Annotated in this window: 19 protein-coding genes; 13 read left to right on the top strand and 6 right to left on the bottom strand. The window is 65.6% G+C overall.

Going from position 1 to position 20760, the window contains the following annotated elements:
• Positions 1–8 precede the first annotated feature (8 nt).
• Positions 9–362: a hypothetical protein gene (locus tag BSQ44_RS07825; RefSeq protein ID WP_157894543.1), complete on the bottom strand. Its 354-nt coding sequence runs from the start codon at positions 360–362 to the stop codon at positions 9–11.
• 423 nt (positions 363–785) lie between these two features.
• Here BSQ44_RS07825 and BSQ44_RS07820 point away from each other — a divergent pair, with 423 nt between their 5' ends.
• The gene (locus BSQ44_RS07820) at positions 786–1556 is read left to right on the top strand and encodes a hypothetical protein (protein ID WP_072602789.1); all 771 of its coding nucleotides are present in this window, start codon (positions 786–788) and stop codon (positions 1554–1556) included.
• Positions 1557–1572: 16 nt separating this feature from the next.
• On the opposite strand, the gene BSQ44_RS07815 is transcribed toward BSQ44_RS07820, so the two are convergent.
• From BSQ44_RS07815 to BSQ44_RS07800, 4 genes are all read right to left on the bottom strand, one after another.
• The gene (locus BSQ44_RS07815) at positions 1573–4278 is read right to left on the bottom strand and encodes a sensor histidine kinase (RefSeq protein WP_114579933.1); all 2706 of its coding nucleotides are present in this window, start codon (positions 4276–4278) and stop codon (positions 1573–1575) included.
• Positions 4278–4535, bottom strand: a complete 258-nt coding sequence (locus BSQ44_RS07810) for a hypothetical protein (protein WP_072602787.1) — start codon at positions 4533–4535, stop codon at positions 4278–4280. The genes BSQ44_RS07815 and BSQ44_RS07810 overlap by 1 nt, the downstream gene beginning before the upstream one ends.
• A complete protein-coding gene (locus BSQ44_RS07805; protein ID WP_072602785.1) occupies positions 4532–4906 on the bottom strand; it encodes a response regulator transcription factor in 375 nt (124 codons plus the stop codon). The genes BSQ44_RS07810 and BSQ44_RS07805 overlap by 4 nt, the downstream gene beginning before the upstream one ends.
• A gap of 93 nt (positions 4907–4999) precedes the next feature.
• Entirely contained in the window at positions 5000–6472 is a 1473-nt protein-coding gene (locus tag BSQ44_RS07800; protein WP_072602783.1) for an XRE family transcriptional regulator, read from the bottom strand.
• Positions 6473–6662: 190 nt separating this feature from the next.
• Here BSQ44_RS07800 and BSQ44_RS07795 point away from each other — a divergent pair, with 190 nt between their 5' ends.
• From BSQ44_RS07795 to BSQ44_RS07775, 5 genes are all read left to right on the top strand, one after another.
• A complete protein-coding gene (locus BSQ44_RS07795) occupies positions 6663–8003 on the top strand; it encodes a substrate-binding protein (protein WP_072602781.1) in 1341 nt (446 codons plus the stop codon).
• A gap of 86 nt (positions 8004–8089) precedes the next feature.
• Positions 8090–9112, top strand: a complete 1023-nt coding sequence (locus BSQ44_RS07790; RefSeq protein ID WP_072602779.1) for a branched-chain amino acid ABC transporter permease — start codon at positions 8090–8092, stop codon at positions 9110–9112.
• Between the two features lies 1 nt (position 9113).
• Positions 9114–10247, top strand: a complete 1134-nt coding sequence (locus tag BSQ44_RS07785; protein WP_072602777.1) for a branched-chain amino acid ABC transporter permease — start codon at positions 9114–9116, stop codon at positions 10245–10247.
• 12 nt (positions 10248–10259) lie between these two features.
• A complete protein-coding gene (locus BSQ44_RS07780) occupies positions 10260–11018 on the top strand; it encodes an ABC transporter ATP-binding protein (RefSeq protein WP_072602774.1) in 759 nt (252 codons plus the stop codon).
• Entirely contained in the window at positions 11018–11767 is a 750-nt protein-coding gene (locus BSQ44_RS07775) for an ABC transporter ATP-binding protein (RefSeq protein WP_072602772.1), read from the top strand. Before BSQ44_RS07780 ends, BSQ44_RS07775 begins: the two co-directional genes overlap by 1 nt.
• A 7-nt stretch (positions 11768–11774) precedes the next feature.
• On the opposite strand, the gene BSQ44_RS07770 is transcribed toward BSQ44_RS07775, so the two are convergent.
• A complete protein-coding gene (locus BSQ44_RS07770; protein WP_072602770.1) occupies positions 11775–14255 on the bottom strand; it encodes an EAL domain-containing protein in 2481 nt (826 codons plus the stop codon).
• A 175-nt stretch (positions 14256–14430) separates the two neighbouring features.
• Here BSQ44_RS07770 and BSQ44_RS07765 point away from each other — a divergent pair, with 175 nt between their 5' ends.
• The 7 genes from BSQ44_RS07765 (at position 14431) to BSQ44_RS07735 (ending at position 20655) form a co-directional block, all read left to right on the top strand.
• On the top strand, positions 14431–14793 hold the full coding sequence (locus BSQ44_RS07765; RefSeq protein ID WP_072602768.1) for a PRC-barrel domain-containing protein: 363 nt from the start codon (positions 14431–14433) through the stop codon (positions 14791–14793).
• A gap of 412 nt (positions 14794–15205) precedes the next feature.
• Complete coding sequence (locus BSQ44_RS07760; RefSeq protein ID WP_072602765.1) at positions 15206–16387, top strand: ABC transporter substrate-binding protein; 1182 nt, start codon at positions 15206–15208, stop codon at positions 16385–16387.
• Between the two features lie 150 nt (positions 16388–16537).
• Positions 16538–17353: a branched-chain amino acid ABC transporter permease gene (locus BSQ44_RS07755; RefSeq protein WP_235633414.1), complete on the top strand. Its 816-nt coding sequence runs from the start codon at positions 16538–16540 to the stop codon at positions 17351–17353.
• Positions 17354–17360: 7 nt separating this feature from the next.
• Positions 17361–18350, top strand: a complete 990-nt coding sequence (locus tag BSQ44_RS07750; protein WP_083534572.1) for a branched-chain amino acid ABC transporter permease — start codon at positions 17361–17363, stop codon at positions 18348–18350.
• Positions 18347–19111 (top strand): ABC transporter ATP-binding protein, encoded by a 765-nt coding sequence (locus BSQ44_RS07745; protein WP_072602758.1) that lies wholly within the window; start codon positions 18347–18349, stop codon positions 19109–19111. The genes BSQ44_RS07750 and BSQ44_RS07745 overlap by 4 nt, the downstream gene beginning before the upstream one ends.
• Positions 19104–19820, top strand: coding sequence for an ABC transporter ATP-binding protein (locus BSQ44_RS07740; RefSeq protein WP_072602756.1), 717 nt, complete (start codon positions 19104–19106; stop codon positions 19818–19820). The genes BSQ44_RS07745 and BSQ44_RS07740 overlap by 8 nt, the downstream gene beginning before the upstream one ends.
• A 100-nt stretch (positions 19821–19920) precedes the next feature.
• A complete protein-coding gene (locus tag BSQ44_RS07735; RefSeq protein ID WP_072602754.1) occupies positions 19921–20655 on the top strand; it encodes a GntR family transcriptional regulator in 735 nt (244 codons plus the stop codon).
• The last annotated feature ends 105 nt before the right edge of the window (positions 20656–20760 follow it).

Genomic DNA, 20760 nt, shown 5'->3' with positions numbered 1-20760 from the left:
TCAACCGGTCAAGCTTCGCCGCCCTGCCCGGTCCGCCGTGACGCCACCGCCGCTTCCGCTTGCCGGAGCGCCGCTTTAAGCTGGCCCACTTCGTAAGGCTTGTTCAGGAACGTGCCGATGCACTCGCACTCGGCGAAAATCTCCGGGTTGGCAGACACCGCGATGCAGTAGACGCCGCGCTCGTCCAGCATTTCCGCGATGCGGACGCCGGTCGGTCCGTCGGCCAGATTTCCATCGATCAGCGCGATGTCGGGAAGCGTTTCTGTCGCGACGGCGAGGGCGGTGTCATAGGAACTCGCGTAGCGCGTCAGGCGATACCCGAACATCTCGATCTGCATTTCGAGATCGAGCGCGATCAGCATCTCGTCCTCGACAATGAGCACCAAGGCTGGTTGTGATTTTTCCATATATCCCACTCCATCCGGCAAACCATCGCCACGTGCGGTAGTTCCCGGTCGGGATTAAAAATGTTAATCTGCCGTTGGGTTAACCGATTTTCGAGCTGAATCGCCAGCCCGATAGGACCCTCGGTGATCCTGCGCGGAAAAGGCGCGTTTTCGCCGCTTTCCCGGCACATTCCGCCGCCTTCCCGCCTCTGCAAGGTCGTGTTCTGCGAGGTCCCTCTTACGGGAAAATCCGGAAGCGCCGGGCGGTTTGGCCGATTCGAGCGGGAACTTCCGGGAGTCGCGTGCATTCCTCACCCGACCGAACCAACGGCTCGACCATTGAAAAAATAGGGACACCTGCCGCGGCGTTTCGACGCCGGGAGAAGAAGAGCATTTGCCATGAAGACACGTTTCGTCCTTTCCATGACCGTCCTGTCGCTGACGATGGCTTTCGCCCCCACGGGCGCTTCGGCCGCCTCGAACTCCTTCTGCCGCCAGCTCGAAAACCGCTTGCATAGTGTCGCCGCGCCGTCCCGGCCGGCTGCCGACGCCCGTCTGTCGCGGGCGTTGCATATGGCGCGGGTCGACGGATGCGACGGCGGTTACGTGGTCGGCCGCAACAGCCATTGCCGCGCTCATGCCAACCGCATCCGGCAGCTGCGCGACATGGCAGGATCCGCCGTGGCAGCCCGCGACCAGCGCGCCACCCGGGCTCGGATCAAGGCGGCCCTGCGCGCCAACGAATGCTATGCTCCGCGAAATAGCCAGCCGGTCGAGCGGGTGGCTCGGGTCGTGCGGGTCGATCCTTCGGCAAATCCGGTGCGCGACGTGGCCGGCAACATTCCTGTCCCCTCGCCGCGGCCCCTGTCTCCGGCGGAAGCCTATCGCGCCGAATACGTGGCGTATGGAAAGAGCCTCGATGCCGCGGCCGCTCTTCGTGCCTATGCCCGTCTGGCCGAGCCGCGCGCCCTGACGCCCGGCCAGCGCGACATTCGCGTCGTCGGCGGCAAGTTCCTGCCCGAGCCGAACGAGGATATGGAGTTCCGGCGCATTGCCATGGGCAGAAGCAATCCGGCCAACGATGTGGTGGCTTCCGTGCTCAGATGGGTGGAGAGCGGTTTCGTGACTTCGGCCGTCGCCGAGGAGATCGAGGTCGCGGAAGCGCAGTAACGCACGGCTCCGCTTCTCAAGAAGGGGCGGAGGCCCCCTTGTCCGAACAGGGCGGCAGGGTGACGACGAAATCCGCGCCGCCTCCTTTCGGGGTCGCCAGTTCCAGGCGCCCCCCGAAACGTTCCACGATCTGGCGGCTGATCGCCAGCCCCAGGCCCGCTCCCACCTGTCGCGGCATCGGTCCTCGCGCGAATTTTACGAATATCCGCTCCCGCTCGCTCTTCGGGATCCCCGGCCCGTTGTCGCCGATCCGAGCCTCGTAGACGCCCTTGCGCACGGCGCTCGACACCGTGACGACCGGGCCGGGGCTGGTGTTGTATTTGATCGCGTTGGAAATCAGGTTGATGAAGACCTGCGTCAGTCGGTCGCCGTCGCCTTCGATCAGAACCTTGCGTGCGCGACCGCGCCGCCTCAGCTTCACCCCCGCCGATTGCGCCAGCGCCTCGCAGCTTTCCACCGCCCGTTCCAGCGCGGCTTCCGGATCGAAGGGCTTCATCTCCCATTCGTCGGCGCGGTTTTCCAGACGGTTCAGGTCAAGGATGCCGTCCAGCAGCCGCGTCAGCCGCAGGCTCTCGTTCTGGATGATGCGCAGGTAGCGGTCCGAATGCTCGGGCGGCAGGTCCGGATTGGCGAGCAGGATGTCGCTGAAGGAGCGGATCGAGGTCATCGGCGTGCGCACCTCGTGGCTCACCTGGCTCAGGAACTCGTCCTTCTGTACGTCGATCTCGCGAAGCTGCGCATTGGCGCGGGTGAGTTCGGCGGCGGCGTCCTCGAGCTTTCTCGAATTGCGCTCCAGTTCGGCAGAGTAGGCGCGGATCTGCTCGGTCTCGTCGGCGAGGCGCTTCAACTCGTCGACGCTGATGCTCTCGCTGGTGACGATGCTGGAGACCAGCGAACGGGCGGTCGCCGCGCCCACGTTCGCGGCCAGGCGATGCTCGACCTGCGAGATCAGATCGTCGCTGGCGACCGCGCCCTCGTCGCGCGGCACGCCGCGCGGGAACAGGCTTAGCGCCTCGGCGGGACCGAGGATGCGATCGGCGATCTGGCGGAGTTCCGAAATGCGCGCGGTGCGGCGCATGACGCTCGTTTCCCCCTCGGTCTGGCGGCGGAAGACGTCGATGAACAGGCGCGACTGGTAGCGCGCCAGCGGGGTCGGTTCCGACAGCATCGACACGCCGACGAACAGCGCGATGTTGACCAGCATGCTCCAGATGACCGCGTGGACCAGGCTGTCGAAGCCATTGAGGCCGAAGAGCGAATAGGGGCGCAGCCATTCCAGCCCCCACGGCCCATTGGCGATGACGCCGTCGCTCATGAGGAACGTGCCGCCGAAGCTCGGCAGGAACAGCGTGTAGGCCCAGATGGCGAAGCCCGCGGCCAGGCCGGCGATGGCGCCGCCCTGCGTGGCGCGCCGCCAATAGAGGCCGCCGACGAGGCTCGGCAGGAACTGCGCCACCCCGCAGAAGGAGATGAGGCCGATCGCCGCCAGCGCTTCCGACGTCCCCGAAAGGCGGAAATAGAGGAAGCCGAGCAGGATGATGAAGACGATGCTGGCGCGCCGCGCACCGAGGATGAAGCTGCGCATCATCTGCGTGCTAGCCTCCGGCACCAGCGAGAAGCGCAGCGCCAGCGGCATGACGATGTGGTTGGAGATCATGGTGGAAAGCGCGATCGAGGAGACGATCACCATGGAGGTCGCCGAGGAGAACCCGCCGAGGAAGGCCAGCATGGCGATCGTGTTCTGTTCGGAACTCAAGGGAAGCGTCAGGACGAAGAGATCCGGGTTCGACCCTTCCGGCAGGCGGCCCAGCCCCGCCACCGCGATCGGGATGACGAAGATGCAGATGAGGAAGAGATAGAGCGGGAAGAGCCAGGATGCGGTTCGAAGCTGCCGTTCGGAGGAGTTTTCGACCACGGTGACGTGGAACTGTCGCGGCAGGCATATGACGGCGGCGCCGGCGAGGAAGCAGAGCGTGACCCAGCGCGTGCCGAAGGTCTGTTCCGCGTTGAGCAGGCTGGCGGGTGCATGACGCAGCACCTCGGCGGGAAAATCCGCGAAGGCCGCCACGACCCAGACGCCGACGACGAGCAGCGCCACAAGCTTGACGATGGCCTCCAGCGCGATGGCCGCGACCACGCCGTGGTGGCGCTCGTTCACGTCGATGTTGCGTACTCCGAAGATGATGGAGAACAGGCAAAGGCCGGCGGCGACCCAGAAGGCCGTGGCGTAGTCGGGTTCGAGCGGAATGTTGGCGGCGGTGACCGCGCCGGCGTGGAAGGTGATCACCTGGTAGCTCGCGGTCAGCGCCTTGAGCTGGAGCGCGATGTAGGGCGCCGTCGCCACCAGGGCGACGATCGTCACAAGCGCGCCGAGCGCCGGGCTCTTGCCGAAGCGCGCCGAGATCAGGTCGGCGATCGATGTGGTGTGATAGATCCGGCCGATCGTCACCAGCTTGCGCAGGAAGATCCACCAGCCGACGAAGACGATGGTGGGGCCGAGATAGATCGTGACGAATTCCAGCCCCGTGCGGGCGGCCGAGCCGACTGCGCCGAAAAACGTCCAGGAGGTGCAGTAGATCGAGATGGAGAGCGTGTAGACCAGCGGCGAGGAAAGCCAGCCGCCGGGATCCTTCCGCGCGCGGCGATCGCCGGCGAAGGCGACCGCAAAAAGGATCATCACGTAGCCGAGGCAGACGAGGACGACCAGATTGGCGGGCAGCATCAGCGCGTCTCGGGCGGCCCCGGCAGGCGCGCGGCCTCGGACGCGTCCGGTTCCAGCCGGCGCGAGACGAGGAAGGCGACCAGGATGATCGCCGCCCATACGCCGAACACGTAGACGACGATCAGGGGAATGCCGCCGACCGTGACGGGCGCGGTGAAGATATAGACCAGCGGCGGGAACAGGAGCACGACGCCCAGGAAGGGAAGGATGGCCGAGGCGTCGCGCGCACCCCGGTTGTCGGGATCGTGTTCCCTCACCGGGCGACCGCCAGTTCGCGCACCCGGTCCACGACCTCGGCGTTGGAGAACGGCTTGGTGATGAATGCCGAGGCGCCGATCTCCTCGGCATTCTGGCGGTCCTTGACCTGACCCTTCGCCGTCAGCACGATGACCGGAAGGCTGGCGAGTTCCTCGTCCGACCGCACCGTCTTCAGCACGTCGAAGCCGTTGAGACCGGGAAGCATTATGTCCAGGATGACGGCCGCGAACGTCTGCGCGCGCATGAGCCGCAGCGCATCGGCGCCGTCGGACGCGACCTCCACCGCGAATCCCGCCCGGCTCAGGATGAACCGCAGCGATTCCACGATGTTCGGCTCATCCTCGACGACCAGGATCGTCGCCTGTGTCAACTTGCAATGCCTCCCTGCACCACAACCACTATAATCTACCGCGACGCCGGGCCATAGGCCTTTCGTCGGACGCGCGCGGGCGCGCCGCCAGTCTCAGGCGATCAGCGGCGCCTCCTGCCTGGCGCCGCAACCGAGGCGCGAACACAGGCGGCAGATCGTGCCGACCGGCACCATCGCAGTCCGCTTCTCCAGGCCGTCGCCATAGGCAACCTCGGCTGCATCCGAGACCGGGCAGGCGAGCATGATCGACAGCAGGTGGCGCGGCCGGCCGACCATCGGCGGCCCCTTGTCGATGGCGCGGGCGAAGAAGAGGAACTGTTCTCCCCCCGGCAACTCGCCGAAACTGCGCACCGTGACGCCCGGCGACTGGAAGGCGCCGTAGACGGGCCACAGCGGACAGGCGGTGCCGTAGCGCGGCAGCGGCAGCCCCGGCAGCGGCAGACGTTTGGTCACGAAGCCCGACGGATCGGAGCGCATATAGGCGAAGCGGACGCCCTCCGAGCCCGGCCGGCGCAGTGTCGCCACCCGATGCGCGGCCTGTTCATAGGACACTCCAAATCGGCCGCAGAGAAGATCGAGATCGTAGCGGCCGCGCCGCGCCGCTTCGAGAAAGTCCCCGTAAGGCATCAGGACGGCGGCGGCCGCGTAGCCGAGCAGTGCGGAGCGGGCGAGGTCGCGCGCCTCCTCCGTTGGCAGGGCCTCGTGGCTCACGACGATCCGGTCGATTTCCGCTCCGGCGATTCGGTTCATCGCCGCTCGCACGAGCGAGAACTGGCGTGACGGCGCGGACAGGGTCGCGCCGGCCTCGTCGTCCACTTCCGGCCCGAGCATTCGCCGCGCCGCGGCCCTGGCGGTCTCATCCTCCCGGAAGGTGCGCCGGAATTCCGCGGCCGCGCCTTCGAGTTCGTCGAAATAATTGTTCGTCTCGAAGATGAAGGCATCCACGTGTTCCATCGACGTCGCGGAACGGACCCTTGTCTTGGCATTGTCGAAGAAGTCCACCAGGGACCGGGCGGCATCCGAGAGCTTGCTGGTGTCCGATGCGATGATCGATAGGAACCGCATCCGGTCGGCGTTGTCGGCCGGAGAGAGGCCGGCCAGGATTTCGGCCGCCGAGCGGATCGAGGCGGCATGCGTCACGAGCTGGTGGACGCTCTCGCCGAGGAAGGGATCGTGGTTGAGCCGGTCGGCCAGCGCGATGACGGATTCGTTCTGGTCGCGATAGGCGCGGTAGAGCTTGCGCACGAGCCGCGCCCATTCCGGCGACTGCCCCACCAGTTCTCCGATGTCGTCGGGAGAGACGAGACGCGACAGCGCCGGGTCCAGCACGATCTCGCCGAGTTCCTCGGTCAGCTTGCGCTCGGCTTCTCCATCGAGCACGGCCCGATCAACGCCGAGTTCCTCGGCGATCCTGTCGAGCAGCGGACCGGTGGCCGGACGCTTGTTGCGTTCGATCAGGTTGAGGTAGGGCGCTGACAAGCCGGACCGGCGAGCGAGCTCTGCCTGCGACAGTCCCTGCGCCTTGCGCAGGTTCCTGACTTTCCATCCGGGAACGGCGTTCTTCAAGGGCGACTCCGCTAAGGCTTGTAAAGCATTTACTACCACCGGCCGCTCCGATAGTACAGATTTACAGTTTTCCTCAATTAAACCAAAGGCTTATTGATATGTTTACAATGCCTAGTAAGAATGGGGGCAGGCGGCGCACGAGTCGCCCCGTCCGTTTCACGAACCGAAGCGACACCCAGGGAGGAACTCCATGAACTTCGACAAGATGAATCGCCGTATATTCCTGAGGAGCAGCGCCATCGCGGGCGCCGGCCTCGCAATGCCGACGATCTTCACCAGCCGCGCCTGGTCGCAGGAATTCTGCAACGCGCCGACCGGCTCCAGCGTCGTGCTGGGCTTCAACGTCCCGCAGACCGGTCCCTACGCCGAAGAAGGCAAGGATCAGCTCAAGGCCTACCAGCTCGCGGTCAAGCACCTCAACGGCGAGGGCGACGGCGGCATGCTCAACACCTTCAAGGGCTCCAGCCTGAAGGGCAACGGCATTCTCGGCAAGAAGGTCGAGTACGTCACCGGTGACACGCAGACCAAGTCGGACGCGGCGCGCGCCTCGGCGACGCGCATGATCGAGCGCGACAAGGCGGTGATGATCAGCGGCGGCTCGTCGTCGGGCGTCGCGGTCGCGGTGCAGTCGCTTTGCCAGGACATGGGCGTCATCTTCATGGCCGGCCTGACCCATTCCAACGACACGACCGGCAAAGACAAGAAGGCCAACGGCTTCCGTCACTTCTTCAACGCCTACATGTCCGGCCAGGCCATCGCGCCGGTGCTGGCCGAAGCCTACGGCAAGGACCGCCGCGCCTATCACCTGACGGCGGACTACACCTGGGGCTGGACGCAGGAAGAATCCATCAAGAACGCCACCGAGGCTCTCGGCTGGGAGACGGTCGCGGCCGTGCGCACCCCGCTCGGCGCCGCCGACTTCTCGCAGTACATCACGCCGGTCCTCAACTCGGGCGCCGACGTTCTGGTCCTCAACCACTACGGCAACGACATGGTGAACTCTCTGCGCCAGGCGGTGCAGTTCGGCATGCGCGACAAGCAGGCCAACGGCAAGAACTTCGAGATCGTCGTTCCGCTGTTCTCCGAGCTTATGGCCCAGGGCGCCGGCGATGCCATCAAGGGCATCTACGGCACCGCCAACTGGGACTGGCAGCTCGACAACGAGGGCACGAAGGCCTTCACCAAGTCGTTCGGCGAGGAATACGGCACGCCGCCCTCCCAGGCCGCCCAGACGGGCTATGCCCAGGCGCTGCTCTACGCCAATGCCTGCGAAATGGCCGGCACCTTCAATCCCGAGGGCGTCGTGAAGGCGCTGGAAGGCTTCGAGTTCGACGGCCTCGGCAACGGTCCGACGCTCTATCGCGCCGCCGACCACCAGTGCTTCAAGCCGGTGCTCGTGGTGCAGGGCAAGGAGAACCCGCGCGACAAGTACGATCTCCTCCAGGTCGTGAAGCAGGTCGATACCGAAGTCGTGACCTACGATCCGTCGATCTTCGGCGGCGAACTCGGCCCAGTCGCCAGCAAGTGCTGATCCGGTGAATTCGGGCGGCCGGCCAAGGGGGCCGGCCGCCTGACCTTTGCGGCATCCCCATCTCCCCCGCGCGGGGCGGAAACACCATGGACCAATTCGTTCTGCAACTGCTCAACGGCCTCGACAAGGGCGCGGCCTACGCTCTCATCGCCCTCGGCCTCACGCTGGTCTTCGGCACGCTGGGCGTCGTCAACTTCGCGCATGGCGCGCTGTTCATGATCGGCGCCTTCTGCGCCGTCGTCTTCAGCCGGCTGCTCCAGCTCGAGACCGTCACGGTCGATCCGGAGAAGCTGACACCGTGGGGATCGCCCATGGAGATACGCACGCCGCTCGTCCAGGCCTGGCTCGGCGACTTCGGCGCCTTCCTGGTCCAGTGGTCGGTGCCGCTGTCGATCCTGTTCGCCATTCCCGTGATGCTGATCATCGGCATCGCGATGGAACGCGGCCTCATCCGCTATTTCTATCGCCGCAGCCACGCCGAGCAGATCCTCGTGACCTTCGGGCTCGCGATCGTCCTGCAGGAGATCGTGAAGGCCTATTTCGGTGCCAACCCGATCCCCGTCGCGGCCCCCGCCCAATTGTCCGGCAGCGCCGACGTCGGTGCATGGGTCGGTCTCGCCGGCATCTACTATCCCTGGTGGCGGCTGATCTACCTTGCCTTCGCGCTGCTGATCATCGGGCTCGTCATCTCGTTCCTGCGCTTCACCACCTACGGAATGGTCGTGCGCGCCGGCATGGAGGACCGCCAGACGGTCGGCTTCCTCGGCATCGACATCCAGCGCCGGTTCACCGTCGTGTTCGCCATGGCCGCGGTAGTGGCCGGCGTCGCGGGCGTCATGTACACGCCGATCGTCCCGCCCAACTACAACATCGGCATGGACTTCCTCGTCCTGTCATTCGTCGTGGTGGTCGTCGGCGGCATGGGCTCGGTGCCCGGCGCGGTCCTTGCGGGTTTCCTGCTCGGCATCCTGCAGTCCTTCGCCGCCATGAACGAGGTCAAGAACATCGTTCCCGGAATCGACCAGGTGATCATCTATCTGGTCGCGGTCGTCGTGCTGCTGACCATGCCGCGCGGCCTTCTGGGACGCAAAGGCGTGATGGAGAGCTGACATGGCGATGCTGAGAAACGATCTCGTCCTGCTCGCCGCCTTCGCGCTGGTCGTGCTGACGATGCCGCTGTGGCTCGAGCCGATAGGCGCGGCCTATCCGGACCTGATGCAGAAGATCGCGATCTACGGAATCTTCGCAATCGGGTTCAACATCCTCTTCGGCATGACCGGCTATCTTTCGTTCGGCCATGCCGCCTTCCTCGGCGTCGGCTCCTATGCCGCGGTCTGGTCGTTCAAGCTCCTGACGATGAGCGTCATACCCGCGGTGATCTTCGCGGTCATCATCGCGGGTGTCTTCGCCGCGGCGATCGGCTTTATCAGCCTGCGCCGCTCGGGCATCTACTTCTCGATTCTCACGCTGGCCTTCGCGCAGATGTCCTACAACCTCGCCTATTCGGTGCTGACGCCCATCACCAACGGCGAGACGGGCCTGCAGCTGGCGCTCGACGATCCGAGGATACTCGACAGGACCCTCTCGTCCGCCGGACCCGGCATCCCGGCGCCGAGCCTGTTCGGGGAGCAGCTCGTCGGGCTGAGCGGCTTCTATTTCTGTGCCGTGCTCCTCATCCTGTGCTTCTTCCTGGCGATGCGGATCGACCGCTCGCCCTTCGGCATGATGCTGAAGGCGATCAAGTCGAACCAGACCCGCATGGCCTATACCGGCTTCAACACCAAGCCCTACACGCTGGCCGCCTTCATCATATCGGGCATGTATGCCGGTCTCGCCGGGGGGCTGCTCGCCGCGACCGACCCGCTTGCCGGCGCCGAGCGCATGCAGTGGACCGCGTCGGGCGAAGTGGTGCTGATGACGATCCTGGGCGGCGTCGGCACGCTCGTCGGACCGGTCGTCGGCGCCGGCGTCATCAAGTACTTCGAGAACATCTTCTCCGCCTTCCACGAGGCCAAGCTTCACGAGGCGTTCTCGTTCATGCCCGACGGGCTCGAGGACTTCTTCGTCGCGATCACCGCGCCCTTCGTCGGCGAGGGATGGCACCTGACGCTCGGCATCGTCTTCATGCTCATCGTCATCTTCCTGCCCGGCGGCCTGATGGAAGGCGTGCGCAGGATACGTACAGCCTTCACGCGCAAGCCCGCCGCTCGCGAAGAGACCGGCAAGTTCGCCCCGGCGGAATGAGGATCGGCCCAGATGAGTAACGCAGTTCTCCACGTCGCCGACGTCCACAAGAGCTTCGGCGGATTGAGGGCCCTGTCGGATATCGACCTCCAGGTGATGGAAGGCACGACCCATGCCATCATCGGGCCCAACGGTGCCGGCAAGTCCACGCTGCTCAACGTCTGCATCGGGCGCATCGCGCCCGATACCGGCGCGGTGGTCTTCGACGGACAGGTGATCACCGGCAAGCGGCCGCACGAGATCAACCAGATGGGCGTCGTGCGGGTGTTCCAGACGCCGGAGATCTTCCCGGACCTGACGCTCCTGCAGAACGTCATGGTTCCCGCCTTCGCCAAGCGCGACGGTTCCTTCCGCCTCAACGCGCTGCAGCTGACGTCGGGCCAGAGCGCGATCCGCGAGGAGGCCGAACACTGGCTGGAAGACGTCGGGCTCTACAAGCAGCGCGAAACGCTCGCCGCCAGCCTGTCGCGCGGCGACAAGCGCCGGCTGGAACTCGCCATGGGCCTGGTCCAGCGTCCGCGCCTGCTTCTGCTCGACGAGCCGACGGCGGGCATGTCGCGCCACGACACAAACGCTACGATCGATCTCCTCAAGAAATTCAAGGAACGCGGCATGACGAAGGTCATCATCGAACACGACATGCACGTCGTGTTCTCGCTGGCCGATCGTGTTACCGTTCTCGCGCAGGGTCGCATCATCGCGGACGGCAAGCCGGACGAGGTCAGGGGCAACCCCGTGGTCCAGGAAGCCTATCTGGGAGGAGCACATTGATGAACGCCATGACGATGCCCGACGAGACAAAGGCAGCGGAAAAGGCGCCGTTCTTCAGCGTTCGCGACATCCATGCCTATTATGGCGAGAGCTATATCGTCCAGGGCGTCAGCTTCGAGATCCAGGAAGGCGACATCGTCGCGCTTCTCGGCCGAAACGGCGCTGGCAAGACCTCGACGCTGCGCACGCTGGCCCGCGCTCTCGATCCGCAGCTGAAGAGCGGCGAGATCTGGCTGAACGGCGAGGCAATCCACAAGCTGCGCGATTTCGAGGCGGCCGGAAGGGGCATCCAGCTCGTCCAGGAAGACCGCCGCATCATCCCCGGCCTGACGGTCGAGGAGAACCTGAAGCTGGCACAGATCACCGAGCCGAAGGGCTGGTCGATCGAAAAGATCTACGACCACTTCCCGCGGCTCGCGGAACGCCGCAAGCAGGATGGCGTCACGCTTTCGGGCGGCGAGCAGCAGATGCTGGCGGTCGCGCGCGCTCTTGCCCGCGACCTGAAGCTGCTGCTCCTCGACGAGCCCTACGAGGGGCTGGCGCCCGTCATCGTGCAGGAGATCGAACGCATCGTGGAGCAGATCAAGGCGCTCGGCATCACCACGATCATCGTCGAGCAGAACGCCGTCGCCGCGCTCGAACTCGCCAACCGCGCGCTGATCCTCGACATGGGCCAGATCGTCTTCGACGGCTCTGCGCAGGCGGTGCTCGACAATGTCGAGCTGCGCAACGAATACCTCGCAATCTGAGACGGACTTAACTCGCGGTGGCGAGCCGGCTGCTGCGCGGGGCGCGGCCGGCTTCGATCCGCTCCACGATCGCCTCGAGCGGCTCGGGACGATGGAACAGATAGCCTTGGCCGTGTTTTATTCCCATGCCGGCGAGCACTTCGAGCGTAGCGACGTTCTCGATCCTCTCGGCCACCAGATCGTATCCCAGCCCCTGGGCGATGCGGTTGATGGATGTGACGATCTGCCGGTCGTACTCGCTCGATGTCAGGTTCTGTATGAACGAACCGTCGATCTTCAGGCTGTCGATCGGGAAGCGCCTGAGATAATCGAACGAACTCAGGCCGGCGCCGAAATCGTCGAGGCTCACCCGGCAGCCGTTGGCGCGGGCGCGTGACACGAAGCGCTCGGCGGCCTCGAAATTGGTGACTGCTGCCGTCTCGGTGATCTCGAAGACGATCCGGCTGAAAGGCGCGCCGGTGGCGCGAACCGTGTCCTCGACGAATGCCCACAGTTTCGGATCGCTCAGCGTCTGGGCCGAGAGATTGAACCCGAGATCCAGGGCACCCGCCGCCATGACCCCGCCGAAGCGCGAGAGCGCATTGCGGATGATCCAACGGTCCAGAGACGAAGCGCGGCCGAAGCGTTCGGCGGCGGGGATGAACTCGCAGGGCGACAACATCCTGCCCTCGCGGTTCACCAGCCTGACGAGCACCTCGACCTTCCCAATGCTTCGCATCGGATCGCTCAGCAGTCGGATCTCCTGGCCGAACAGCACGAGCCGGTCCTCATCCATCGCATCGGCGATGTCCCCGACGATGCGCGCGGCGGTGAGGCTGGTCGACAGGCGGCCCGTGTCCTCGGAAAAGACCATGTAGCGGTTGCGTCCGGCCGATTTCGCCGCGTAGCAGGTGTCGTCGGCATGCGCCAGCACGTCGGCCGCGCCAAGACCGCTCTCGCGCACCATGACGATGCCGATGCTGGCCCCGAGCTGGCGATAGCCGGCATGCACGCCGAGATCGGCCGTCCGGATCGCCGACAGGATGCACTCAGCGCACCATTCCGCCTCCTTGAGGCTGCGCGTGGCGAACAGCGCGGCGAATTCGTCGCCTCCGAGCCGCGCCACGGCGGCGTTGGGCGGCAGGCAGTGCCGTATCGCGTCGGCGATCCTCACCAGCGCCGCATCGCCCGCCGCGTGGCCTGCGAAATCGTTCAGCGCCTTGAAGTAGTCGAGGTCGATGTAGAGCAGCGCGAACGGATGTTCGGACGCCTCCGCCACGCTGTCGGACAGGACCGTATCGAAGGCGGCGCGGTTGAGCGACCCCGTCAGCGGGTCGTGCAACGCCGCGTAGGCGAGTTCCTGCTGCTTGCGGTGCTCGCTGGTGAAGTCCTGCAAGGTGTAGACGACGCCACTGTCGCGCTTGGCGCTGCACAGGATCGGGCTGGCGCTGAAGCGCACGAACCTTTCGCCGTCCCGGCGATGCAGGGTCACCAGTTCGCCGCTGACCGTCGCGCCCGAGGCGATCTCTTCAAGCCCCTCGACGGCCCGGAAAGCCTCGCGGCGCCGCAAGCCGACGAGTTCCTCCTCGGAGCGGTCGAGCAACGCGCAGGCGGCGGGGTTCACGAAGGTGATGCGGTCGTCGACATCCGTGCTCAGGACCGCGTCGCGGATCGCCTTCAGCGTGATGCGCAGGCGCTCCTTTTCGGTGCGCAGCGCCTCGTCGGCCGCGACCTCGTCGGTGACGTCCCGGACGGTACCGACGATGCTTCCGAGCGGCGCCGGTTCGGGCGAGAACTTCGCCAGCGTCTCGATATACCTGACCTCGCCGTCGCCACGCACGATGCGGTACCGCATCTCCATGCTTCCATGGTCGAACAGCGCGGGATCGAGATGTTTCCTCTCAGCCTCCTCCCGGTCGTCGGGATGGAGGAAGCCGTGCCAGGTGGCTTGCGGAAGCGGCCCCGTCCCCGGCTCCAGTCCGAAGATCTGGCGGGTGCGGGGATCCCAGTCGCTCTGCCGGGTTGCGATGTCGAAGTGCCAGATACCCGATGCGCTGGCGGCCAGCGCCAGTCGGGTCCGCTCGTTGACCTCCGCCAGCGACGCCTCAGCCGCCTTCTGCCGCGTGATGTCGGTCTGGACCCCGATCATCCGGACCGGATTGCCGTCCTGGTCCCGTTCCACGATGCCGCCACGATCCAGGACCCAGATCCAGTGCCCGTCCTTGTGCCTGAGGCGCAATTCCGTCTCGACGGCGTCGCACTCGCCCTTGATGTGCCTGTCGCCGCTGGCGATCGCTTCGTCCTTGTCGTCGGGATGAACCAGTGTCAGCCAAAGGTCGGAGGTGCTCGCCAGTTCCCCCGGCTCGTATCCGAGCATGCGGAACCAGGTGTCCGAATAGGAACACTCGCCCGTCTGGATGTTCCAGTCCCACATGCCGAGGCGCGCCTGCTCGAGCGCGTGCTGCCACACGCTGCGCTCGCCCCCGCTGCTATCCCGTTTCTTGGCCATGGATCCGCCTGATCGTCTGCTTCAGGGGCGACCATAGGAGCTACAACGAAAGAGAGAGTTAAGCGGAAGCGCCAAATCCCGTGGGAAGCGACCCCGGAGTAAACGCTTGTCGTTTCAGGGAACTCACGCGCCGGCACACCGTTCGGAGTAGGACGAAACCAGAGGAGACCATATCATGAGAACCATTCTCGTTGCAGCCGCCGCCCTTGCCGCCGGAACCAGCCTGTCGCTCGCGCAGACGGCCTACACCGAGGTCGAGGACGACACCATGATCGTCATGCCGTTCAACATTTCCGCGGACGATCTCGAGGACATGGACGTCGTCGGCGCCAATGGAGAAGAGATCGGCGAAGTCGAGGACGTGCTGATGAACGCCAGCGGCGCGATCGCGGCCGTCTCGGTCGAGGTCGGCGGGTTCCTCGGCATCGGCGAAAGCGAGGTGGTGTTCCCGCTCGATCAGCTGAAATTGCAGGGCGACGATCTCGTCACCTCCCTGACCCAGGAGCAGGTGGAAGCGCTCGAAGACTGGGCCGACTGACCCGTTTTCAGTCGTTCCAAAGTTTCAGAAGGGGCGCGCCGACAACCGGCGCGCCCTTTTTTTGTCCATCGACAGGGCCAAGGGACCGGCCAGTCGGCCATCGGCATCTGCATGCTCCCGCAGGTGGTGAGGCATCAACCGTTGTATGCACCGCAGCATCGCGGGGCCGATGCGCTACCGCCGACGCCATTGCCGCGCAGCGCAGCCCTACCGCACCCGTAGAAGCGCCGCTTGCGCATGGCTTGCGGAAAATTGAGGCGGATCGCCGTTTCAGACGCTTTGCTGTGCAGCGGCGGCGCGCCGTGCGACCTAGGCTGGCTAGCCGATCAAATCGCCCGAAACCCATTGCTTTCCCCAACGCCGTGTATACATTCAGGCCTCAACTGACGCGCAATCTGGGAGGAGCACGCAGATGTTCGCAAAGACCACCTACGCAATCGCACTGGCAGCCGGACTGTCGGTATCATATCAGGCCCTGGCGCAGGAGACCGTGAAGATCGGCCTGATCATGGCCTATTCCGGCCCGTTCGCTGACACGGCGAACCAGATGCAGGCCGGCATCGATCTGTGGCTGGCCGAGCACGACGGGATGGTCGGCGGCAAGAAGGTCGAACTGATCAAGAAGGACACGGGCGGCCCGGCAGCCGATGTCGCCCAGCGTCTGGCCCAGGAACTGGTCGTGCGCGACGGTGTCGACATCATCGCCGGCTTCACGCTCACGCCGGAGGCGCTGGGCGCCGCCGACATCGCGACGCAAGGCAACAAGATGATGGTCGTCATGAACGCGGCGACGTCGGTCATCACCGAGAAATCGCCGCTCATCGTGCGCACCTCGCTGACCATTCCCCAGCTCAACTACGCCTTCGGCAAGTGGGCCGTGGAAAAAGGCGGCGTGAACAGCGCCTATACACTGGTGGCGGACTACGGCCCGGGCCACGACGCAGAGAAGGCCTTCGCCAAGGGCTTTACCGAAGCCGGCGGCTCCATCGTCGGCGCCGATGCCAGCCCTGTCGCCAATCCGGACTTCTCCGCCTTCGTGCAGCGCATCAAGGACGCCAATCCCCAATCCGTCTACATCTTCATTCCCGGTGGCGCGCAACCGCCGGCGATCGGCAAGGCGCTCTCCGATCGCGGCCTGACGCCGCCGGACGTCAAGGTGTTCGGTCAGGGCGAACTCACGCTGCCCGAGGCGCTGGAGAGCATGGGCGATACTGCCAAGGGCATCATCACGACCTTCCACTACACGATGGAGCGCGACGATCCGCTCAACAATGAATTCGTGAAGGCATACCGCGACGCCAACAACGGTCGCAGCCCCGACATCTTCTCGGTGGGCGGCTTCGACGGGATGCACCTGATCGACGAGGCACTGAAGAAGACCGGTGGCGATACCGACGGAGCGAAGCTCGTCGAAGCCGCCAAGGGAATGGCCTGGGACAGCCCGCGCGGCCCGATCTCGATCGACCCGGAGACACGGGAAATCGTGCAGACGGTCTGGATCCGCGAGGTCCAGGAGGTCGACGGCAAATACCAGAACGTGATCATCGACCAGATTCCGAACGTCAAGGACCCGCTGCACGGCGCCGCCAAGTAAAGCGCCCTGCCTGATGCGAACGCCCCTCTTCAGCCCGCCTCCGCGGAGACGGTCGTGGCGAGGGGCGGTTCCGCGGCCTGAACCCATACGGCGGCCTACCCAGTGATCAGCAGCGTCGCAATCGTGCTCTTCGACGGCCTAGCCTTCGGGATGCTGCTGTTCGTCCTGTCGGTCGGCCTGTCCGTCACGCTCGGGCTGATGAACTTCATCAACCTGGCGCACGGCGCTTTCGCCATGCTGGGCGGCTACACGGCGGTGTGGCTGATGCGCCAGTTCGGCCTTCCCTTCCTGCTGACCTTGCCCCTGGCGTTCCTGGCCGCGGCGGCGGTCAGCATCCTTTTCGAGCGGACGCTCTTTCGGCGGCTCTACGGGGCCGGCGAACTCAACCAGGTGCTCTTCACCATCGGTCTGGTGTTCGTCGCGGCAGCAGGCGCCACCTTCGTCTTCGGTACCGGGCAACAGCCGATCGTCCTGCCCGACTGGCTGCGCGGGTCCGTGGAACTCTTCGGCCTGCGCTTCGGCATCTATCGCATGTTCCTGATCGTGGTCGCCCTGGCGATTACGGGGCTTCTCTATTTCACGCTCGAGCGGACCCGCTTCGGTGCGCAGATCAGGGCCGCGGTCGACAACCAGCGGGTGGCGCAGGGGCTCGGGCTCAACGTCGAGCGCATCTTCGCGATCACCTTCGCGCTGGGAAGCGGCCTTGCCGGGCTCGGCGGCGCACTGGCCATCGAGATCGTCGGGCTCGACCCGTCCTTCGGGTTCCACTTCCTGGTCTATGTCCTCATCGTCGTGGCCGTCGGCGGGCTCGGGTCGGTCACCGGTTCCTTCGTCGGAGCGGCGCTGCTCGGCATCGGCGACGTCGCGGGCAAGTACTTCGTGCCGGAAATCGGATCCTTCCTGATCTATCTGCTGCTGGTGGCGATCCTCCTGGTGCGGCCGATGGGCCTGTTCGGCAAGCGGTGAGAACCCGATGAGCGCTGTGGCCCCTGCATCGAGCGACCCGGTCGCATGGCTCAGGCGGCGGAGCCGCCTGTCGGTCTTCGAGATCGTGTTCTGGCTCTCAATGCTTCTGCCTTTCTTCTTCTTTCCGACCTACCTGACGCTCGCAAGCCAGGTTGCGATCACCGCCCTCTTCGCGATCTCGGTGGATCTGATCCTTGGCTATGCCGGCATCGTCACGCTGGGGCACGCCATGTTCTTCGGGCTGGGCGCCTACGTGGCGGGGCTGCTGAGCGCCCGTCTGGGCTGGGGCGAACCGATCTCGGGACTGTTCATCGCCGGTGCCTTCGCAGGGCTGGTCGGCTTCGTGGCGAGCTACCTCATCGTGCGCGTCCAGCACATGGCGCTACTGATGGTGACGCTCGGCCTCGGCTTCCTGACCTACGAGCTCGCCAACGCGATGACCTGGCTGACGGGTGGAACCGACGGCCTCAGCGGCGTGAACACCTGGCCGATCTTCAATCATTTCCGCTTCGATCTCTGGGGATACACCGCATATTCCTATTCCCTGGTCGTGCTGCTCCTCGGCTTCCTGATCAGTCGACGCATCGTCAATTCGTCGTTCGGGCTGGCATTGCGCGGCATACGGGAGAACGTGCGCCGCATGCCGGCGATCGGCTCCGAGCATCGCTGGCACCTGCAGAAGGTGTACACCATCTCCGCAGCCATGGCCGGTGTCGCAGGCGCCCTGCTTACCCAGTCCACCAACACGGTGGCACTGGAGGTGCTGAGCTTCCAGCGCTCCGCGGACGTCGTGGTCATGCTGATCCTCGGTGGCACTGGCCGGCTCTACGGCGCCATCCTGGGCTCCATCATCTTTCTTCTGGTGCGGGACCAGGCGGCGGGGCTCAATCCGCAGTACTGGTATTTCTGGATCGGCCTGCTCCTGATGATCGTCGTGCTGTTCCTGCCCAAGGGCATCCTCGGCGGCCTGTCCCGCCTCGTCCGGAGGAACGGATGAGCGAGCCCGGCCAGATTGCGCTCCAGACCGAAGGCATCGGCAAGCGCTTCGGTTCGCTCGTCGTGTCGAAAGATGTATCGATCAAGCTCCCGCGCGGCGCGCGGCACGCATTGATCGGCCCGAACGGTGCGGGCAAGACCACGCTCATCAACCTCATCACCGGCCAGTTGAGACCCGATACGGGACGCATCCTGCTCGACGGCAAGGACGTAACCGGTCTGGCGACCGCCGCGCGCGTGCGGCGCGGCCTGACACGCACGTTCCAGATCAACACGCTGTTTCCCGACCTCACCCCGCTGGAAGCCACGATGCTCGCCATCACCGAGCGGGAGGGCACGTCCGGCCAGTTCTGGCGCGGCCTCGCCTCTCACGCCTCCGCCGTCGAGGAGGCCTACGAAATCCTGGTGCAGCTGCGCCTCGGGGATGTCGCGACGCGCACCACGCGTACGCTGGCCTACGGCCAGCAGCGGCTGCTCGAGATCGGCCTGGCGCTCGCCACCCGGCCGAAGGTGCTCCTGCTCGATGAGCCCGCCGCAGGCGTCCCGAAGGCCGAGAGCGGCGAACTCTTCCAGGTGATCGCGGCCCTGCCGGACGACATTTCGGTGCTGTTCATCGAGCACGACATGGACATCGTCTTCAACTTCGCAACCCGCATCGTCGTCCTGGTGGCGGGAGAGGTGCTGCTGGAGGCGGAGCCCGACGTGATCCGCACCGACAGCCGCGTTCGCGAAGTCTATCTGGGACACGGCCACCATGCCTGATGCGATCCTGGAACTGCGCGACGTGCGCTCGGGCTACGGCGAGGGCATCGTGCTCGACGGCGTCTCCGCGTCGGTCCCGAAGGCGGGGAGCCTTGCGGTGCTCGGGCGAAACGGCGTCGGCAAGACGACGCTGCTTCTCACGATCATGGGGTTCGTGCCGCTGCGCGCGGGCGCCGTCTTCTTCGCGGGCGAGGATGTTTCAGCGATGCATCCGCACCAGCGCGCCCGCAGAGGGATCGGTTGGGTGCCGCAAGAGCGCGACATCTTTCCCTCGCTGACGGTCGAGGAAAATCTCACCGTCGCCGCCCGCAAGGGGCGATGGGATCTCGACGCCGTCTATTCGCTCTTCCCGCGGCTGCGCGAGCGGCGGACCAACATGGGCAACCAGCTCTCCGGCGGCGAGCAGCAGATGCTGACAATCGCCCGCACCTTGATGACAAATCCGTCCGTGCTGCTGCTCGACGAACCGCTCGAAGGCCTGGCGCCCATCATCATCGAGGAACTCACCGCCGCCATCACCCGCATGGCCAAGGACGAGGGCATCGCCCTGGTGCTGGTCGAGCAGCACGCCACCGTCGCGCTCGGGCTGACCGAGGACGCCATCGTCATCGAGCGCGGCGTGGTCGCGCACCGTGGGCGGTCCGCCGATCTGCTGAAGGACGAAAAGACGCTCGATCGCTACATCGGAATGAACCTGGAACCCGGGTGAGCAGAGGTTTGGACCGGCCACGGAACGGCCGGCGGATTGGCGCGTCCGCGCCCCGAAGTGTATACGAGGCATGCGGACCTATTTGAGGATGACGGCCCCCATGGATCAGACCTCCGCCAGGACCCACGCCACGCGGGCGCTCATCGAACTGCGTAAGAAGATTCTCAGCGGCGAACTGCCGGGCGGCACGCGCCTGTTCGAAGTCCCCATGGCCGAGGAACTGAAGATCTCGCGCACGCCGGTGCGCGAGGCCATGTCGCGGCTGGCCGAGGAGGGCCTTCTGGAGCGCGTTCGCGGCGGCGGCTTCGTCGTCCGCTCCTTTGGTTATGCCGACGTCGTCGATGCCATCGAGCTGCGCGGCGTGCTGGAAGGCACCGCTGCCCGGCTCGCCGCCGAACGGGGCGTGGAGCCTGCCGCACTGGCCCGCATCCGCGACGTCGTCGCCAGGCTCGACCGCTGTTTCGGCGAAACACCCGGCGACGTGGATTTCGACGCCTATTCCGAACTCAACGCGGAGTTCCACCATCAGCTCGCGGCACTCTCGGGCAGCGACATGATCTGCCGCGAGGTGGAGCGCGCCTCGCGCTTACCCTTCGCCTCGCCGTCCGCCTTCCTGCCCAACAAGGCCGATATCCACGCCTTCCGCCGCTCGCTCAATTCCGCCCAGGAGCAGCACCGCGCCATCATCTCCGCCATCGCCGCCCGCGAGGGCGCGCGCGCCGAGGCGCTCGCGCGCGAACACGCCCGCACGGCACGCCACAACCTCGAATACGTGCTGGTGAAGGACCGCGGCCTGATCAGCCACGTGCCCGGTCTCGCCCTCGTCGTCAGCTGACATCCGAGGCGATCGACGCGGATATCGGGAGGCGAAACGCGGCATCCGCGGCTCCTCGCCCGCTTGCAATTTCAGCCCCGGCCGGGCATGACTATGTATACATGA

The sequence above is a fragment of the Aquibium oceanicum genome, from assembly GCF_001889605.1.
Classification (GTDB): Bacteria; Pseudomonadota; Alphaproteobacteria; order Rhizobiales; family Rhizobiaceae; genus Aquibium; species Aquibium oceanicum.
The sequence above is the reverse complement of the archived record's forward strand: the minus strand, read 5'-3'. Positions and strand labels throughout refer to the sequence as shown.

What these genes read in the sequence shown, in the direction of transcription:
- BSQ44_RS07825 (WP_157894543.1), bottom strand. Translation starts at nt 362, where the DNA reads ATGCTGATCGCGCTCGATCTCGAAATGCAGATCGAGATGTTCGGGTAT.
- BSQ44_RS07820 (WP_072602789.1), top strand. Translation starts at nt 786, where the DNA reads ATGAAGACACGTTTCGTCCTTTCCATGACCGTCCTGTCGCTGACGATG.
- BSQ44_RS07815 (WP_114579933.1), bottom strand. Translation starts at nt 4,278, where the DNA reads ATGCTGCCCGCCAATCTGGTCGTCCTCGTCTGCCTCGGCTACGTGATG.
- BSQ44_RS07795 (WP_072602781.1), top strand. Translation starts at nt 6,663, where the DNA reads ATGAACTTCGACAAGATGAATCGCCGTATATTCCTGAGGAGCAGCGCC.
- BSQ44_RS07790 (WP_072602779.1), top strand. Translation starts at nt 8,090, where the DNA reads ATGGACCAATTCGTTCTGCAACTGCTCAACGGCCTCGACAAGGGCGCG.
- BSQ44_RS07785 (WP_072602777.1), top strand. Translation starts at nt 9,114, where the DNA reads ATGGCGATGCTGAGAAACGATCTCGTCCTGCTCGCCGCCTTCGCGCTG.
- BSQ44_RS07780 (WP_072602774.1), top strand. Translation starts at nt 10,260, where the DNA reads ATGAGTAACGCAGTTCTCCACGTCGCCGACGTCCACAAGAGCTTCGGC.
- BSQ44_RS07775 (WP_072602772.1), top strand. Translation starts at nt 11,018, where the DNA reads ATGAACGCCATGACGATGCCCGACGAGACAAAGGCAGCGGAAAAGGCG.
- BSQ44_RS07770 (WP_072602770.1), bottom strand. Translation starts at nt 14,255, where the DNA reads ATGGCCAAGAAACGGGATAGCAGCGGGGGCGAGCGCAGCGTGTGGCAG.
- BSQ44_RS07765 (WP_072602768.1), top strand. Translation starts at nt 14,431, where the DNA reads ATGAGAACCATTCTCGTTGCAGCCGCCGCCCTTGCCGCCGGAACCAGC.
- BSQ44_RS07760 (WP_072602765.1), top strand. Translation starts at nt 15,206, where the DNA reads ATGTTCGCAAAGACCACCTACGCAATCGCACTGGCAGCCGGACTGTCG.
- BSQ44_RS07755 (WP_235633414.1), top strand. Translation starts at nt 16,538, where the DNA reads ATGCTGCTGTTCGTCCTGTCGGTCGGCCTGTCCGTCACGCTCGGGCTG.
- BSQ44_RS07750 (WP_083534572.1), top strand. Translation starts at nt 17,361, where the DNA reads ATGAGCGCTGTGGCCCCTGCATCGAGCGACCCGGTCGCATGGCTCAGG.
- BSQ44_RS07745 (WP_072602758.1), top strand. Translation starts at nt 18,347, where the DNA reads ATGAGCGAGCCCGGCCAGATTGCGCTCCAGACCGAAGGCATCGGCAAG.
- BSQ44_RS07740 (WP_072602756.1), top strand. Translation starts at nt 19,104, where the DNA reads ATGCCTGATGCGATCCTGGAACTGCGCGACGTGCGCTCGGGCTACGGC.
- BSQ44_RS07735 (WP_072602754.1), top strand. Translation starts at nt 19,921, where the DNA reads ATGGATCAGACCTCCGCCAGGACCCACGCCACGCGGGCGCTCATCGAA.